Source organism: Candidatus Pantoea persica, from assembly GCF_013753875.1.
GTDB lineage: Bacteria > Pseudomonadota > Gammaproteobacteria > Enterobacterales > Enterobacteriaceae > Pantoea > Pantoea persica.
On the sequence record NZ_SMDS01000018.1, the window covers coordinates 150381 to 165566 of the forward strand.

The following is a 15186-nucleotide window of genomic DNA, read 5'->3' on the forward strand; positions in this document are numbered from 1 at the left end:
CCATGAATAGTAAACCAAACGGCGTTAGGCGCACAGCTGAATGACCGGCCTGCCGTTCTCATGGTGCGTGGCAACATGCAGCTCCGCCTGATACCAGCGGCGCAGCGTCGCTTCAGTCATCACCTGCTGCGGCGATCCCTGCGCTATCAGCCTGCCCTGATGCAGCAGCAGGATGCGATCTCGCCCAGAGCGCGGCGAGATTCAGATCGTGCAGCACCGCGCAGACGCTGAAGTCGCCCTGCCGCGACAGGCGGTGGTGGTGCAGGCGCAGCGTTTGCTGCTGCCAGTAGAGATCGAGCGCCGGGGTCGGCTCATCGAGAAACAGCCAGCCGCGCGGCGCATCATCTCACCACAGCTGCGTCAGCACGCGCGCCAGCTGCACGCCCTGCTGCTCGCCGCCGGAGAGCAGCCGGTAGTCGCGCCCGGCGAGCGCCGTGCAGCCGGTCAGCGCCATCAACTCTTCGACGATCGCCGCCGCGCCGCTGTTCGGCCAGGGCGCGCGGCCCATGGCCACCACCGCTTCCGCGGGGCACTCGGGAAGGTCACCGAGTTTTGCTGGCGCATCACTAGCAGCGCGCCGCTGCGCCAGCCGCTCGCGCGGCCAGGCCGCCAGCGGCCGATCCCCCAGCCGACATTCGACATTCGCCGCTGTCCGGCGCTCACAAAGCCGGTGAGCAGGCGCAGCAGCGTCGATTTGCCTGCGCCGTTCGGGGCAATCAGCGCCACCATATCTCCCGGCACCAGCGTCAGATCCAGCCCGTCGATCCGATCAGCCCGACTCAGCGCGCGGCCTCCCTGCGCATAGCACAGCGCGCTTCCAGCATTCTACACCTCGCTGCTGGCGCAGAATCAGCCAGAGAAAAACCAGGGGCCGCCGAGCAGGCTGGTGAGCAGCCCTACCGGCATCTCGGCAGGCACCACAACCGTGAACCGTGCGCGCCAGCATATCTGCCAGCAGCAGCAAAATCGCCCCCGCCAGCGCCGAGCCTGGCAACATCTAGTAGCGGTGATCGCTGCCAAGGCAGAAGCGCATCACGTGCGGCACCACCAGGCCGACAAAGCCGATAATGCCGCTTACCGACACCGCCGTGCCGACCAGCATCTCGCGCTGAGTGCGCCTGACGTCGATGCCCATATAATGCGCATCCTCCTCTCTCAGCTACAGCAGATTGAGATGGCGTGCGCGCCGCTGCGTCAGCAGCAGAGCAGGCAGAATAAAGGCGGCGTAGACCGTCAGCATTGGCCACTGCGCCTGACTCAGGCTGCCCATGCCCCACAGCGACATCTGGCGCAGCTGCTGCTCGTTGCTGAGCTAGGAGAGCACGCCTACCGCCGCGCCGCGCGTTGTTGATGGCGATGCCCACTAGTAGCAGCAGGCGCGCAAGGCCGAACTATGCTAGGCGGCTGAAGCTAAAGATCAGCATCAGCGCCATCACCGCCAGGCTGCCGAGAAAGGCCGCTACCGTCGGCAGCCAGAGCGCCAGCAGCGGCGGCAGCGGCAGGTAATGGCGATCGCCACCGCCAGCCCGGCGCCGCTGCTGATGCCGAGCAGCCCCGGATCGGCGAGCAGATTGCGGAACAGCCCCTGCATCAGCGCGCCATGCCGACTCAGCACCGCCAGCAGCACGCGCGGCAGGCGGATGTTCAGCTCGCTGAACGGCGCCCGCCACAGCGCGCGTAGCGACAGGGTCATCGCCCCCAGGTTCACCGCCAACACCATCGCCGCCAGCACGCTTATCAGCATCAGCGCCAGCCAGAGCAGCGCGCGCGGGTCATTCATGCATGCCGCGCCGCTTTCGCCGCCCTGCGCAGCTTCACGATGGCGCCAGGCGTATCGAGGCCGAAGCCGAGCAGCGCCATCTCATCGATCACCCGCAGATTTTATGCTGGCCCGCCGGCGTCAGCGCCAGGCCCGGCAGCTGCCACACCTTCTCCTCGTCGCCGAGGGTTTTCAGCCCGTCGTCACCGATCACCACCAGATCCGGCGCGGCAGCGACGATCCTTTCCTGCGACAGCGGCTGATATTGCGGCACGCCGCCATGGCGTTGATCAGCCCCGCGCTGCGGATAGCGCCGTCGGCGGCGGTATCGCTGCCCGCCGCCAGCGCCAGCAGCAACAGCCACGGGCTCAGGCGTTTCATGCCGTCTCTCCCGCCGCGATCAACGAGGTGACTCTTCTTAAGCGTTACGGGAACCGCCATGACCAAGAAACCGTCCGTCACTATTTTCACTACTGCACCCAGTGTAACCGGATGCTGTGCGCCGCCTGGATGGTGCAGGAGCTGCTGCACACCTTCGCCGACGACCTCGCGGCCGTAACGCTTCGCCCCGGCACTGGCGGAATATTCGTGATTACAATTGGTGACGAGACGATCTGGGAGCACAAACGCGACGGCGGCTTTCCCGACGCCGCCGCGCTGAAGCAGCACGTGCGCCACGTCTGCTTCCCAGAGCGTTCGCTGGTCCATCTGGACAAGAAAAAAGCTGACTGGCGGCAGATGACAGGGCGCGTGCGCGGCTTAGCTGTGAGTGATCTCTTCCGCTGCCGCGTTTAGCGTCTCGATGATGATCTCCAGCGAGCGCGGAGAGATATCTTCCTGCGACAGGCGGCCGTTCAGGGCGGTTCGCATGCGATGAATCGCCTGATCCACATCGGGAATGCTACGGTTATTTACCAGCATCGCTAGCGAGGAGAGCCGCTCAATCAGCTGTGCGATATGCGCCTGCTGTTCTGCCAGCAGCGCGCGTCCCGCCGCGTTGAGCGTATAGGCTTTACGCGACGCCTGCGCGTCTACCACGCGAATATAGCGTCCATCTCCTCCAGCCGCGTCAGGTTGGGATAGTAATGCCGGGGCTGGGGGAGTATTCGCCTTTGGACAGCTCTTCAATCGACTTGATGAGCTCATAGCTGTGCGCGTCGTTCAGGGCTAGTAAAGTACAGCATCAGCAGGCGAATATCGCTGGCATCCAGCATTTTTCACGTCGTTTACGACGGACCGCCGCATCCGCCGCGCGGGGCGGAATACTGATGACACGAGAAAGCCGGATCCTGTTTCATGGCCTGCCTGAGGGGAGTATTAACGGGAGGATGATAGTAGTCCGCCGCCTGGCAAAATTCAACACGGGCGGCGGAGACTGCCTATTTCGCGTGCCAGTAAGCGACGGCGCGCACGAAGGCGGGATCGAGGCCGCGACGCTCGACAAAGTAGTCGCCGAGCGCCTTGGCGAACGTCCCTTCGCCGGTCAGCCAGACGAAAGACACCTCTTGCGGCAGGCTGATCTTATCCAGCGCGGCGATAAGCGCATCAAGCTGGCTGGCGTTCATCGCGCCGCTGCCGAGCCAGTGCGCCTCGACGCCCGCGAGATCCGGCAGGTAGTCGCGGCCGGTCGCCTCATCAACAAAGGCGAACAGGTGCAGCGACTGCACCGTGATATCCGCCTGGCGACGCTTAAAGGCTGGCAGGCCGGTTTCGTCGCAGACATAAAGCTGAAACGCGTAGTCGGTAGGCACCACCAGCGAGCCGCGCGGGCCGCCGACGATCAGCCGATCGCACTCTTTCGCCTGCTGTGCCCAGCCGCTGGCGACGCCGCCCTCATGAATATAGAAATCGAGCGTCAGCGACGATTCGCCGTCAAAGGCGAGCGGCGTATAGTCACGGTCACGCGCCGGCGGACGCGCGCCCTCTGCCCAGACAGATGCCCTCGTCGGTCATCTGCGGCAGCTGCAACTCTGCGCCGTTCTGCGGGAAAAAGACGTTGATATGGTCGTCAAAGCCCGGCGAGTTGAAGCCCTCCAGATCGCTGCCGTGAAAGGTTATGCGCCAGAACTGGTTGGCAATTAGTGTCTTGCTGGCGACGGTAATATGGCGAAAGCGTAGTTCGTTGCGAACGCGCTGCGGCGCGCGATGGCTGGTTGCCTGGTTCGACATAGATTCTCCTTCCGCGAAACCGAACGCCTGCACAGGAGGAAACGTATCAGTGAACGACGACCGAGCGATCAGGCGCGATTGTTGAAGACGTCGGCTTCCAGGCGATCCTGCTACTGCTGCGGCAGTGCATTGTCGCCCAGAATTTCATGCCGGGTGAGCTGGGCGTGCGGGTGCAGGCCAGCGGGCGGCGTAAAGGGTTCAGCCATCTGGGCGCCGGCAAAGAGCGGCAAAGCAGAAAGCGCCGTAACAAGGAACAGCGTGGTTAGTTTCATGTTTTTCGTCGTTTTCGGGTGTGGTTCAAACAGAACCAGGAATGCAGATGAATATCCAGTCAGTCAGGACTGATACACGATATATGCACGGCTTCCGGGTCAGGAGAGGAATTTTACGTCAGGAATGGCGTTTATTTTATAAAATCGTGCGGTTTATCACGGACAACCGCACGAAAAGGATATTCAGCTCAGCGAGACGGGAACAGAGAATAGGCCGGTCAGCCGATCCGGCATTGGGGCTTTCATATCGATACGCAGCAGATCCTTGCCCTAGCGACACGCCACGCCCAGGCAGGCAGATGCACGTAGTAGATATCGGCGATAAAGCGCGTCAGCTGCTCCGGCTCGCCCTGCCAGGGAACCGCGGTGTACAGGCCACGCGCCGAGGTCCAGTTAACGATATGTGGCCCCATCATATCGGCGTGCTGGCTCTCTAACGCCTGAAACAGGCTGATATGCTGAGGCTCCGCCGCCAAACTGCCGGGACCATACTGAAAGCCGAGCCAGCCGCGCTCAACGCGCTGACCGGCGAGACGCACAAAGCTGCGCGCCTACCGCGCGACGGTATCGGCATGGTCGCGCACGTAGTCGCCAAATTTGCACTCCCACTCCACCACTCCACCACTCCACCACTCCACCAATTCGCCGCGCAGCTGCAGCTCATTGCGCTCCACCAGCTGCGCCTGCCGCATTTCGCCATCAACCGAAATCGGTCCGTGAAAGCTTTTCAGCTGCAGATCGGGCACGCGACGGAAGGCGCCCGCGTCAGCGCGAAGTGATTTTTAAACACGCGGGTAAAGTTCTGCTGGTTGCTGGTTATCGAAGCCAAAGCGCACCGCGATGTCGATCAGCGGCATGCACGTCAGGCGCAGCGCCATGGCGGAGAGCATCAGGCGACGCTTGCGCGTACAGGCCGCCAGCGTCTGAACGGTAATCTCTTTGAACATGCGCTGCATATGCCATTTGGAGTAGCCCGATTTCAGGGTAATCAGATCGATATTGAGATCGTCGGTCAGACTCGCCTCAATCCACTCCACCAGATCAGCGCGGCAAGAGCTTCAGCGACAAGTTTCTACGCGTGGCGAAAAACAGCCGCCCGATCTGGCTGGAGGCGAACTACGTGCCGGTGCTGGACCGCAGCGGCCGCGTAATAAAAATTATCAAGCTCGCCACCGATATCACCGTACGCATCGTCGACGCGCAGGAGCAGCGAGCCATGACCACGGCGATTGAGCGCTCCATGGCGGTGATCGCCTTTAACCTGAAGGGGGAAGTGCTGAAGGCGAACGACAACTTCCTGAAAAAAATGGGCTATCGCGCTGATGAGGTGATCGGCCTGCCGCACAGCCGTTTCTACTCTGAGGCGCTGCGCCAGAGCGTAGAGTACAAAACCGTCTGGCAGCAGCTGAACCGCGGCGAGTTTATCTCTCGCCAGTTTCAGCGCGTCAATAAACCAGGGACGCACCGTCTGGCTGCGCGCCACTTATAACCCGGTGTTCGACGAGGAAGGAGCTCTACAAGGTAGTGAAATTCGCCACCGACGTCACCGCGCAGGTCGAGAAGAGCTAGCTGGAGCGAAACGCGGCGCAGCAGGCCTATCAAACCGCACTGCAGACCAGCTAGAGCACCCGCCACGGCGCCAGCGTCATCGAAGAGAGTGCATACCATCAACGCGCTGGCGGGCGAACTGCACGGTATCTCAGAGGATATCGCCGATCTGAGTAACTCCTCCGACCGTATCGGCGCGTGCGGGCCGTGCACGGCCGCAGCTTTGCGGTGGTGGCAAATGAGGTGCGCATGCTGGCAGCCAATATCAATAGGCCACCACGGAGATCGAAAACCGCGTGCAGCAGAATCACCTGCTGGCGTCCAGGGTGCTGCAGAGCATCGGGAACCGCAGCGCGATCATTCAGCGCATCATCCAGATGCTGGCGCGCACCCCGGCGGCGCTGATTATTCTCGATATCGATTTCTTCAAGCGCATCAACGATGAGCACGGCCATCCCGTGGGCGATCGAGTGATTATCGAGATGGTCGCGCGCATCCAGCGCAACCTGCCGCCCACCGCCAGCATCGGCCGCATCGGTGGCGAGGAGTTCACCATTCTGCTGCCCAATACCTGGCTGTCGGACGCGGTGAGCGTCGCTGGCGCTATCCTCGCCTCGCTCAACGCCTCGCCGCTCAACGCGCTGCCGGAGCAGCTGGTGACCGCCAGCCTGGGCGTCAGCTACAGCGCACCCGGCAGCGATTTCGAAACGCTCTACTACAACGCCGACGCCGCGATGTATGACACGAAAAAGCACGGCCGCAACCCGTTTTCTTCCGCTGATCGCCCTTCTGCTCGACCCTTTCTCATCCTCTGGCGTGCGCTCGTTGCCGCGCGCCGCCCTCTGTTACGCCTGAAAAACACACTGTTCCATAAATATCTCTGAAGTCGCTTTTCGCGAAATTTTCCTTAAATAACAGAGAGTTTCGCCCATAGCAGTGCGCTGTTTTATTTTATGTCTATATATCTACATGTCTATATATCCGAACGTCTGTAACTAAATGATTAAATTCGATTTTATTTGCCATATTAATTCCGCTTAGCGCTGCGCATTTTCCTGCTTTAATGCAAATTCCGCCGATTACATCAGTTATTTTTCTAATTCTGGTAGTGCCGTCTTCCCCTTCCGCAATAACCTGCTAATAATTCGGACTTTTCTTAAAAGGAGATTTCAGGATGAAGCTGGCAAAACCATTATTACTGTTAAGTTAAGCGTTCTTTCCCCACTGGTGCTAGCGGGCTGCCAGAGCAATGCCGACAGCTATGCGGCGAACGTGTACGACACCACGCAGCTCAATAACAAACAAGAAACCAAAACCGTCAGCATAATCTCAGTGCTGCCGGCGAAAGTGGCGGTGGACAACACCCGCAACAAACAGGCGGCGCAATCCTGGGCGCGGTCGCGGGCAGTACAACGTTGGCACCGGTTCAGGTCTGGGCACTACCGCTGGCGCGGCGGCAGGCTCGCTGGTGAGCGACAAAACCCTAGTAGAAAGCGTCTCCCTGACCTACAAAGAGGGCACCAAAATCTATACCTCGACCCAAGTTAGCCGCACCTGCAAATTCACCTCAGGCCTGGCCGTGGTGATCTCCACCAAAAATAACGAAACGCGCATTCAGCCGAATACCGCCTGCCCGGCAAAAGCCTGAGGGGGTTAAGTGAAACGTGTGATTTCTGTTCTGTCGCTGGTGGCCTGTAGCTTGACGGCGACGCTCAGCGCTGAAGCCGCCTCGCTGTAGGATCAGCTGGCTGCCGTGGCGGCAGTGGAAAATACCGGCAAGGGGCAGGAGCAGTCGCTGGAAGACGCGCGCCAGGCCCGTTTCGAGCAAGAGGTGCGCGAAGAGCGCGCCGCGCGCGGATCGCTGCCGCCAGCGCCGAACGTCAGCGTCAGCGCGACTCCGCGGCCGCCGCCGACAAGGCGCGCAAGCTGGCGCTGAAGCGCGAGGCGGCGCGCGGATTCAGGCCGCCGCCCCGCTCGCTCTTATGGCCGCTGCGCCGTTTCCACCGGCGGCGCGCTCGGCGGCGGCAGGAAGATATGATCGAGGGTCTCGTGCATCACCGGCGCGGCGGTCACCCCTTCGTTGCCGCCATTCTCCAGAATCAGCGCCACCGCTACCTTCGGGCTGTTGAAGGGCGCAAATGCGGTATAGAAGATATGGTCGCGCAGGCGCACCGGGATCATCTTCGCGTTATAGACCTGATTCTGCTTCAGGCTGAACACCTGCGAAGTGCCGCTCTTCGCCGCGATGCCGTAGGATGCGGTATGAAAATATTTATAGCCGGTGCCGTTCGGCGCGTTGGCCATACCGAATATGGCGCGGCCCACCAGCCCCCAGTAAGGAGAGCGCGCGTCGCCGATTTGCGCCTGCGGCAGCGCTGGCTGATAGGGCTCCACCGTTTTGCCTCGCTCCGCTTTCGCCAGCAGGTGCGGCGCAATCACTTTGCCGTTGTTGATCAGCGCCACCATCGCCTTCACCATCTGAATTGGCGTGGCGATCCAGTAGCCCTGCCGATGCCTACCGACACCGTATCGCCCTGATACCAAGCTTTTTTGTACACCTTGAGCTTCCAGTCACGGCTCGGAAGCAGGCCGTTGTACTCTTCGTTGAGATCGATGCCGGTCGATTTACCGTAGCCGAACTGGCCAAGCATAGTATGGATGCGGTCGATGCCCATCATAAACGCCACCTGATAAAAGAAGGTGTCGGCGGACTCCTCAATCGCTTTAGTGATGTCCAGCGTGCCGTGGCCGCTCTTTTCCAGTCGCGGTAGCGGCGGTCGGTACCCGTCAGCGTCCAGGTCGGCGCGCCGAAGAAGCTGGTCTGCGGCGTAATCACGCCGGTCAGCAGCGCCGACATCGCCATATAGGGCTTCACCGTTGAGGCGGGCGGATAGAGTCCCTAGGTGACGCAGTTGATCAACGGCAGGTTTTTACCCTGATGTGCGTGCGCCAGATCCGCGCCGTAGGGGTATTCGCGATCCTGACAGGTATCGATGGTGACGCCGGTAAAGCGGTACTTATTGACCGAGAAGCGCGCCACCTGTTCGTCAGTCATCTCCTCTTTCAGCACCACCGGCTTGTAGCGGCTGCTCTGCGTCAGCGCCTTCAGCGTCGCCTGCATATCCTCGATCTTGTAAGGTGTCAGCATAATATCGTACCAGGTGACGTTATGCACCAGCGGGACGCCGTCGCGATCGAATATCAGCCCGCGCGTCGGCGCGATGGGGATCATTTTCATGTCGTTCTGGTTGGATCGCGTCTGGTAATAGCCGTGGTCGCGCACCTGAAAGCGATAGAGATTCAGTACCAGAATGGTGAAGCAGATAAGCACCAGCGCGAAGGCGAGCAGCGCCTTGCAGACAAACAGCTTTTCTTCAGCTTCGAAATTGCGGAAATTCATTAGGCGGCATTTAGGCAGGTAAAGAGGCAGTACCAGCGGGAAGATGCACAGGAGTCGAGAAAAGTGTGTCATTTTGTGAGAATGTTACGAATGGCACGGGGATCCCGTCCTGCGCGCTGCGCGGGACGGACAAGGCATCAGCTAACTTAGTCGCCCAGCAGCACCGACTCCAGCGCGATTTTAATCATGTCGTTGAAGGTGGTCTGGCGCTCGGCAAAGGTGGTCTGCTCGTGGGTGCGGATATGGTCGGACACGGTGCAGATGGTCAGCGCCTTCGCGCCAAACTCCGCCGCCACGCCATAGATGCCCGCCGCTTCCATCTCTACGCCGAGGATGCCGTACTTCTCTATCACGTCGAACATCTGCGGATCCGGGGTGTAGAAGAGATCGGCAGAGAAGATGTTGCCGACGCGAGCCTCGACGCCGAGCGCTTTAGCGGCGTCAACCGCGTTGCGCACCGTGTCGAAGTCAGCGATGGCCGCGAAGTCGTGATCCTTGAAGCGCATGCGGTTGACTTTGGAGTCGGTGCAGGCGCCCATGCCGATCACGATATCACGCAGCTTCACGTCGGCGCGCACCGCGCCGCAGGAGCCGATGCGGATGATTTTCTTCACACCGAAGTCGGTGATCAGCTCTTTGGTGTAGATCGAGCAGGACGGAATGCCCATGCCGTGACCCATCACGGAGATTTTGCGGCCCTTATAGGTGCCAGTGTAGCCCAGCATGCCGCGCACGCTGTTCACTTCAACCGGATTTTCCAGAAAGGTTTCCGCGATGTGCTTCGCGCGTAGCGGGTCGCCCGGCATCAGCACGACGTCGGCGAAATCGCCCATTTCTGCATTAATGTGAGGAGTTGCCATGGTTGTTCATCCTTTTTTAAATTCAGCGGCACTGCTTACAGCATGCTCTTGCCGTAGTCCATATCGGACAGGCCAAAATAGTGCGCAATCGTCTGACCGATATCCGCGAAGGTTTCGCGGTAGCCCAGCGAGCCGGGTTTGACCTTCGGTCCGTAGATTAGAATCGGAATATGCTCGCGCGTATGCTCGGTGCCCTGCCAGGTCGGATCGCAACCGTGGTCGGCGGTGAGGATCAGAATGTCATCCTCTTTCACCAGCCCCATCAGCTCCGGCAGACGGCGGTCGAATAGCTCCAGCCCGCTCGCGTAGCCGGCGATGTCGCGACGGTGCCCCCAGGTGGAGTCGAAATCGACGAAGTTGGTAAAGACGATCGACTGGTCGGGCGCCTTTTTCATCTGCTCGATGGTGGCGTCAAACAGTGCGTCCAGGCCGGTGGCTTTCACCTTCTGCGTGATGCCCTGATGGGCGTAGATGTCGGCGATTTTACCCACCGAAATAACTTCGCCGCCCTTCTCGTCCACCAGCTTTTTCAGCATGGTCGGCGACGGTGGCTCAACCGCCAGGTCGTGACGGTTGCCGGTACGCTCGAAGTGACCCGCCTTGTCGCCGACAAACGGACGCGCAATTACGCGGCCGATATTGTAGCCGCCCTCGGTCAGCTCTTCGCGCGCGATTTCGCACAGCTCATAGAGGCGATCGAGGCCGAAGGTCTCTTCGTGACAGGCGATCTGGAACACCGAGTCCGCCGAGGTATAGAAAATCGGCTTGCCGGTTTTCATATGCCCTTCGCCCAGCCGATCGAGGATCACCGTGCCGGAAGAGTGACAGTTGCCGAGGTAGCCCGGCAGATTTGCGCGCGCCACCAGCTTATCGAGCAGTTCCTGCGGAAAGCTGTTCTCTTTGTCGCTGAAGTAGCCCCAGTCGAACAGCACCGGCACGCCGGCGATCTCCCAGTGGCCGGACGGCGTGTCTTTGCCTGACGACAGCTCGCTGGCGTAGGCGTAGGCGCCGATAATCTCCGCGTTGGGATCGAGGCCCATTGGGAAGCAGCCGGTGGAGAGTTCGGCGGCCTTGCCCAGACCGAGCGCGGTCATGTTCGGCAGAAGCAGCGGGCCTTTGCGCCCTTTGTCCGCTTCGCCGTTAAAGCACGCCTTGGCGATATGGCCCAGCGTGTCCGATCCTGCGTCGCCGAATTTGTCGGCGTCTTTGCTTGAGCCGATTCCAAAGGAATCGAGCACCATAATAAAAGCACGTTTCATGCAAGTCTCCTGCGCCTGCGCGCGTGACAAGTCAAAAAAAAAGCGATCAGATAAGCATACCCGAATGCCTCTCCAGCCGCAGCATAAAGCCGCAATTTTGCCGCTTTACCGCACGAAGCGGGCACGAGCGGGCGGACAACACCGCAAAGCGGCACGGTTGTCCGCCTTGCGCCGCAGACCATCCTGGCGCGCACCCGGCGATAGACCACGGGCGTGGCCGCTGGCGCGCTGTCGCTCAGTGTTATCGCGGCCTTCACTGCAGCGGCGGCCTGCTCCCAGCTAGCCTCGCTGCTGGCGTGGATCATCCGCCTAGCGCGATGGTCTCGCTCAGCCCGACGCTGTAGTCGATCGCGTCGCTGGCGCGCTGCCGTCCGCCGCCCATAGCTACTACCGCCATGCCGAGCGCGCGCGTATCCATGCTGCTGACGATGCCTTCGCCATCGGCGTAGACCGCCTTGCTGAGCGTCGGCTGCGGAAGATAAGTGTCTTAGCGTTCGACAAAATCGGCCGGGCCGCCCTGCGCGGCGACCATGCGCCCGAATACCTCTGCCGCCTGGCCGTTATCCAGCACCTGCATCAGCTTGTTGCGCGCCTCCTCTTCGCTGACGGCTAGCCTGCCGGAGATCAGCATCTCGCTGCACAGCACTAGCGTCACCTCCAGCAGGAGCGGATTGCGCGCCGCACCGGTGAGAAAGCGCAACGCTTCGCGCACTTCCAGCGCGTTGCCTGCGCTCGACGCCAGCACCTGATTCATATCGGTGAGCAGCGCGGTGGTGGTGCAGCCCGCGCCGTTCGCCACGCCGACAACCGCCTGCGCCAGATCGATCGACGCCTCGAAGGTCGGCATAAAGGCACCGGAACCGACTTTGACGTCCATAACCAGCGCGCCCAGCCCTTCCGCCAGCTTCTTCGCGAGAATCGAGGCGGTGATCAGCGGAATCGAGTCCACGGTGGCGGTGATATCGCGCGTGGCGTAGAAGCGCTTGTCCGCCGGCGCGAGCGAGCGGGTTTGGCCGATAATCGCCACGCCGACCTATTTAATGATCCGGCGGAAGCGATCATCGTCCGAGAAAATGTCGAAGCCCGGAATCGCCTCCAGCTTGTCGAGCGTGCCGCCGGTGTGGCCGAGGCCGAGACCGGAGATCATCGGCACGTAGCCGCCGCAGGCGGCTACCATCGGCCCCAGCATCAGCGAGGTGACGTCGCCGACGCCGCCGGTGGAGTGCTTGTCGACCACCGGCCCGTTAAGGTTCAGCGACTGCCAGTCGAGCACCGTGCCGGAGTCGCGCATTGCCATGGTGAGCGCCACACGCTCCGGCAGCAACATATCGTGAAAAAAGATGGTCATCGCCAGCGCGGCGATCTGTCCTTCGGTAACCGTATTGTCGCGCACGCAGTTGATGAAGAAGCGGAAGAGATTATGCGTGTTGCGCCACAGCGCGTCGGCTATCGTCTGCGGCGCTTCGGGGCGGAGTTCGCACAGCGTCTGCCACACCAGACGTGCGCGTTCCGGGCGGTTCGGCTCGCCCTGAAAACCGTGCAGCGGCATATCGGGCGCGTCGGTCTCCAGCAGCAGCGCGTCGAGCAGCGCCTCCTGACGCGTAAAATCGGGGGTCTCCATATAGAGATCGAGTCCGATCTCGCCGATCGCCACCAGCTTCGTCGAGCGGCGCTGTAGCCGCTCCTCGAGCTGCGCTAGATGCGCCTCTTCATGGCGATCGATGGCAATGGGATGCAGGCCGAGCGCGGCGTAGAGGGCGCAATGCCGATCCGCCAGCGCCGCGATGTGCGCGAAGCGGCTGGCCTCCACCGCCGGCACGATAATGCGCGCCACGCCCGCCTCGGCGGCGCGCGCGATGCTCTTTTCCTTCTCGCCGACAAAGGGCGGGAAGTCGAAGTGGCAGTGGGTGTCGATAAATCTCATGCCAGCGAATCCTCACCTAGTCTGCGTCGTTGCCCGCCAGCGGCGGTGTCATCACCGGCCGGTTGTAGGGCGCGTTGGCCACCGGCGCCGGCGGCGTGACCGTGGCGCAGCGCAAAAACGGCTCGGCGTCGCTCAGCCACTTGCCCAGCGTGGTGAGGAAATAGCGGCCGCAGCGGCATCCCAGATGGTAATCCTGATTCAGGGAGGCGACGCGGCTGCCCAGCGCCATGCTCGCCGGCACGTGCGGCGGATAAATTTCAATGATACGCAGGTCGCCGGGCGGCGGCTCGATAAACTGCTGAATGTCGCGGTAGCTAGCTTCATGATGATGCAGGATATTGATCATCGGCTGCAGTGCGCCGTCGATCAGCCAGCGCTCCATACGCCTGATCCATTTCGGCGTGTAGAACATTTGCGACGGCACGGTGCGGAGCACCACGATGGTGTCGGCGCCGCGGCCGCTTCGCGCACCAGAATGGCGTCGCTGATGCCGCCGTCGAGATCTGATCCCCTCCAGGTTGACGCCGAGCCGGTAGAAGCAGGAATGGCGCTGGAGGCTTTAATCAGATCTTGCCAGTTGGCGCTGTAGCCCGGCGTGTAGTCGTCGCTGCGGCAAGTGCACAGGTAGAACTCGCGTCCGCCATCGAACAACAGCTTGCCGCTCTCCAGCGCCAGCGGCAGCTCGCGGCGCGTCACCTCAATCAGCCAGTCGAGATCGATCAGATTGCCGCGGCGCATAGAGATGAAAGGGATTGAATTTCGCCCGCCGGAACTCATCCAGCACGCCGGCGGTAAAAATGCCGCGCTGGCCTTGGCCCTCGCAGATCAGGGCGATTTTTGCGCTTTAAACGGGGAAAGAACTAAGGGCTCAATGGCGCCCAGCGTAACAGGAATGCGAATACCCACATTTGCTCCTCGCGGAAGTTCTGAGGAGTGCCGCTGCGTTTATCCGTTTGAATTCGTCAGCATCCCGGAGAACCAGCCATGTCTTCTCCTAACCTGCCGCCAGCACAAGGGCTGGCTGGTCTCCGCTTTATGCATGCTCGTTGCAAAAATCAGAATGACTCAACCGGTCAGGGTCGTTTGCGGCCGGTAAACAGGCTCACGAAGAACAGAATAATACCGACAACGAAGACAATTTTAGCCGCCCATGCTGCCGTACCGGCGAGGCCGCCAAATCCTAACGCCGCCGCGATCAGTGCAATTACCAGAAAAATAATACCCCAACGAAACATAAGCCTCTCCTTACCATAGTGAAATCGAACTGCTCGTTTCTTTCCCATTTTGGGTGTTGTTGTGTCAGCGCGATGTTAAGACTTCACGGTCAGGTCATTCTTAACGCTTTTGACGCCTTCAATGGCTTTAGCGATGCTTTCTGCGCGATCGGACTGCGCCCGATTAGCAACCGTTCCTGAAAGCTGAACAACGCCGTCGGTGGTTTCCACCTTGATATTGCGCGACGGAACGATGTCATCGGCTAACAGTTTAGCCTTAATTTCACTGGTCGTTGCCGCATCGTCAGCATAACCTTTCAAACTAGATGATTTGCTGTCTCTGACGTGTAGCTTGTTGCTAACGGATTTAACGCCTTCCACTTTTTGTACGACGGCGACGGCTTTTTCAGCCTGATCCTGCGAGGTAACGAAACCGCTCAGGGTCACCACGCCTTCGTAAGTTTTCACGGAAATATCCTTACTTTTTATTGCTTCGTCATCCACCAAAGCCGCTTTGGCTTTTGCGGTGATGGAGCTATCATCCATAAATCCATCGACTTTTTTCATAGAACTATTGATTTTCGCACCGGCATTATCTGCGCTTTGCTGGGCTTTCTGCGTTAGCGAATCGTCAGCCAGGGCGGAGCCGAACATTACCGCCATTAGCGTCTGGGCAATCTTAGTCTTATTCATCGATATCGTCCTTCTGTCAGTTAGCTCACCCACAACAGCGGGCGCAACAGCAGCAAACGGCGCTGCTGCGTAGTTGGACGTAAGGGAG

The 15186-nt window shown here is 60.5% G+C and carries 9 protein-coding genes and 12 pseudogenes; 5 read left to right on the top strand and 16 right to left on the bottom strand.

Going from position 1 to position 15186, the window contains the following annotated elements; all coding sequences use genetic code 11:
• Positions 1 to 24 precede the first annotated feature (24 nt).
• The 3 pseudogenes from EIO60_RS16710 to EIO60_RS09580 all read right to left on the bottom strand — a co-directional run.
• Positions 25 to 810: pseudogene (locus tag EIO60_RS16710) on the bottom strand (heme ABC transporter ATP-binding protein).
• A pseudogene (locus tag EIO60_RS09575) lies at positions 770 to 1780 on the bottom strand (FecCD family ABC transporter permease). The pseudogenes EIO60_RS16710 and EIO60_RS09575 overlap by 41 nt, the downstream one beginning before the upstream one ends.
• A pseudogene (locus EIO60_RS09580) lies at positions 1777 to 2107 on the bottom strand (ABC transporter substrate-binding protein); the annotation flags it as partial. The pseudogenes EIO60_RS09580 and EIO60_RS09575, both read right to left, overlap by 4 nt.
• 91 nt (positions 2108 to 2198) lie before the next feature.
• Here EIO60_RS09580 and EIO60_RS09585 point away from each other — a divergent pair.
• Positions 2199 to 2554 (top strand): annotated as a pseudogene (locus EIO60_RS09585) (Rdx family protein).
• Here the strand turns inward: EIO60_RS09585 and EIO60_RS16160 are convergent.
• The 4 genes and pseudogenes from EIO60_RS16160 to EIO60_RS09605 form a co-directional block, all read right to left on the bottom strand.
• The gene (locus tag EIO60_RS16160; RefSeq protein WP_309484703.1) at positions 2519 to 2797 is read right to left on the bottom strand and encodes a hypothetical protein; all 279 of its coding nucleotides are present in this window, start codon (positions 2795 to 2797) and stop codon (positions 2519 to 2521) included. The pseudogene EIO60_RS09585 and the gene EIO60_RS16160 sit on opposite strands and share 36 nt — an antisense overlap.
• 341 nt (positions 2798 to 3138) lie before the next feature.
• Positions 3139 to 3928 (bottom strand): annotated as a pseudogene (locus tag EIO60_RS09595) (siderophore-interacting protein).
• Between the two features lie 110 nt (positions 3929 to 4038).
• The gene (locus EIO60_RS09600; RefSeq protein WP_258576652.1) at positions 4039 to 4200 is read right to left on the bottom strand and encodes a hypothetical protein; all 162 of its coding nucleotides are present in this window, start codon (positions 4198 to 4200) and stop codon (positions 4039 to 4041) included.
• 183 nt (positions 4201 to 4383) lie between these two features.
• A pseudogene (locus EIO60_RS09605) lies at positions 4384 to 5240 on the bottom strand (helix-turn-helix domain-containing protein).
• Between the two features lie 5 nt (positions 5241 to 5245).
• Between EIO60_RS09605 and EIO60_RS16165 the strand changes: the two are divergent.
• The 4 genes and pseudogenes from EIO60_RS16165 to EIO60_RS09625 all read left to right on the top strand — a co-directional run.
• Positions 5246 to 6089, top strand: a pseudogene (locus tag EIO60_RS16165) (PAS domain-containing protein); the annotation flags it as partial.
• A gap of 36 nt (positions 6090 to 6125) precedes the next feature.
• Entirely contained in the window at positions 6126 to 6632 is a 507-nt protein-coding gene (locus EIO60_RS09615) for a GGDEF domain-containing protein (RefSeq protein ID WP_309484708.1), read from the top strand.
• A 307-nt stretch (positions 6633 to 6939) separates the two neighbouring features.
• A pseudogene (locus EIO60_RS09620) lies at positions 6940 to 7396 on the top strand (hypothetical protein).
• Between the two features lie 105 nt (positions 7397 to 7501).
• Positions 7502 to 7684, top strand: a complete 183-nt coding sequence (locus tag EIO60_RS09625) for a hypothetical protein (RefSeq protein ID WP_258576655.1) — start codon at positions 7502 to 7504, stop codon at positions 7682 to 7684.
• A 44-nt stretch (positions 7685 to 7728) separates the two neighbouring features.
• Here EIO60_RS09625 and EIO60_RS16715 read toward each other — a convergent pair.
• The 9 genes and pseudogenes from EIO60_RS16715 to osmY all read right to left on the bottom strand — a co-directional run bounded on the left by EIO60_RS16715 (position 7729) and on the right by osmY (position 15098).
• Positions 7729 to 8611: pseudogene (locus tag EIO60_RS16715) on the bottom strand (penicillin-binding transpeptidase domain-containing protein).
• Positions 8612 to 8647: 36 nt separating this feature from the next.
• Positions 8648 to 9148: a penicillin-binding protein 2 gene (locus EIO60_RS16720; protein WP_374058164.1), complete on the bottom strand. Its 501-nt coding sequence runs from the start codon at positions 9146 to 9148 to the stop codon at positions 8648 to 8650.
• A 146-nt stretch (positions 9149 to 9294) separates the two neighbouring features.
• The gene (gene deoD / locus EIO60_RS09635; protein WP_258576656.1) at positions 9295 to 10008 is read right to left on the bottom strand and encodes a purine-nucleoside phosphorylase; all 714 of its coding nucleotides are present in this window, start codon (positions 10006 to 10008) and stop codon (positions 9295 to 9297) included.
• A gap of 35 nt (positions 10009 to 10043) precedes the next feature.
• Positions 10044 to 11267, bottom strand: coding sequence for a phosphopentomutase (gene deoB / locus EIO60_RS09640; RefSeq protein ID WP_258576657.1), 1224 nt, complete (start codon positions 11265 to 11267; stop codon positions 10044 to 10046).
• A 191-nt stretch (positions 11268 to 11458) separates the two neighbouring features.
• Positions 11459 to 12717 (bottom strand): annotated as a pseudogene (gene deoA, locus EIO60_RS09645) (thymidine phosphorylase); the annotation flags it as partial.
• Between the two features lie 18 nt (positions 12718 to 12735).
• Positions 12736 to 13191, bottom strand: a pseudogene (locus EIO60_RS09650) (TatD family hydrolase); the annotation flags it as partial.
• A 16-nt stretch (positions 13192 to 13207) separates the two neighbouring features.
• Positions 13208 to 14097 (bottom strand): annotated as a pseudogene (locus tag EIO60_RS09655) (patatin-like phospholipase family protein).
• A 167-nt stretch (positions 14098 to 14264) separates the two neighbouring features.
• On the bottom strand, positions 14265 to 14426 hold the full coding sequence (locus EIO60_RS09660) for a DUF1328 domain-containing protein (protein ID WP_258576658.1): 162 nt from the start codon (positions 14424 to 14426) through the stop codon (positions 14265 to 14267).
• A 75-nt stretch (positions 14427 to 14501) separates the two neighbouring features.
• Positions 14502 to 15098: a molecular chaperone OsmY gene (gene osmY / locus EIO60_RS09665; RefSeq protein WP_258576659.1), complete on the bottom strand. Its 597-nt coding sequence runs from the start codon at positions 15096 to 15098 to the stop codon at positions 14502 to 14504.
• Positions 15099 to 15186 lie beyond the last annotated feature (88 nt).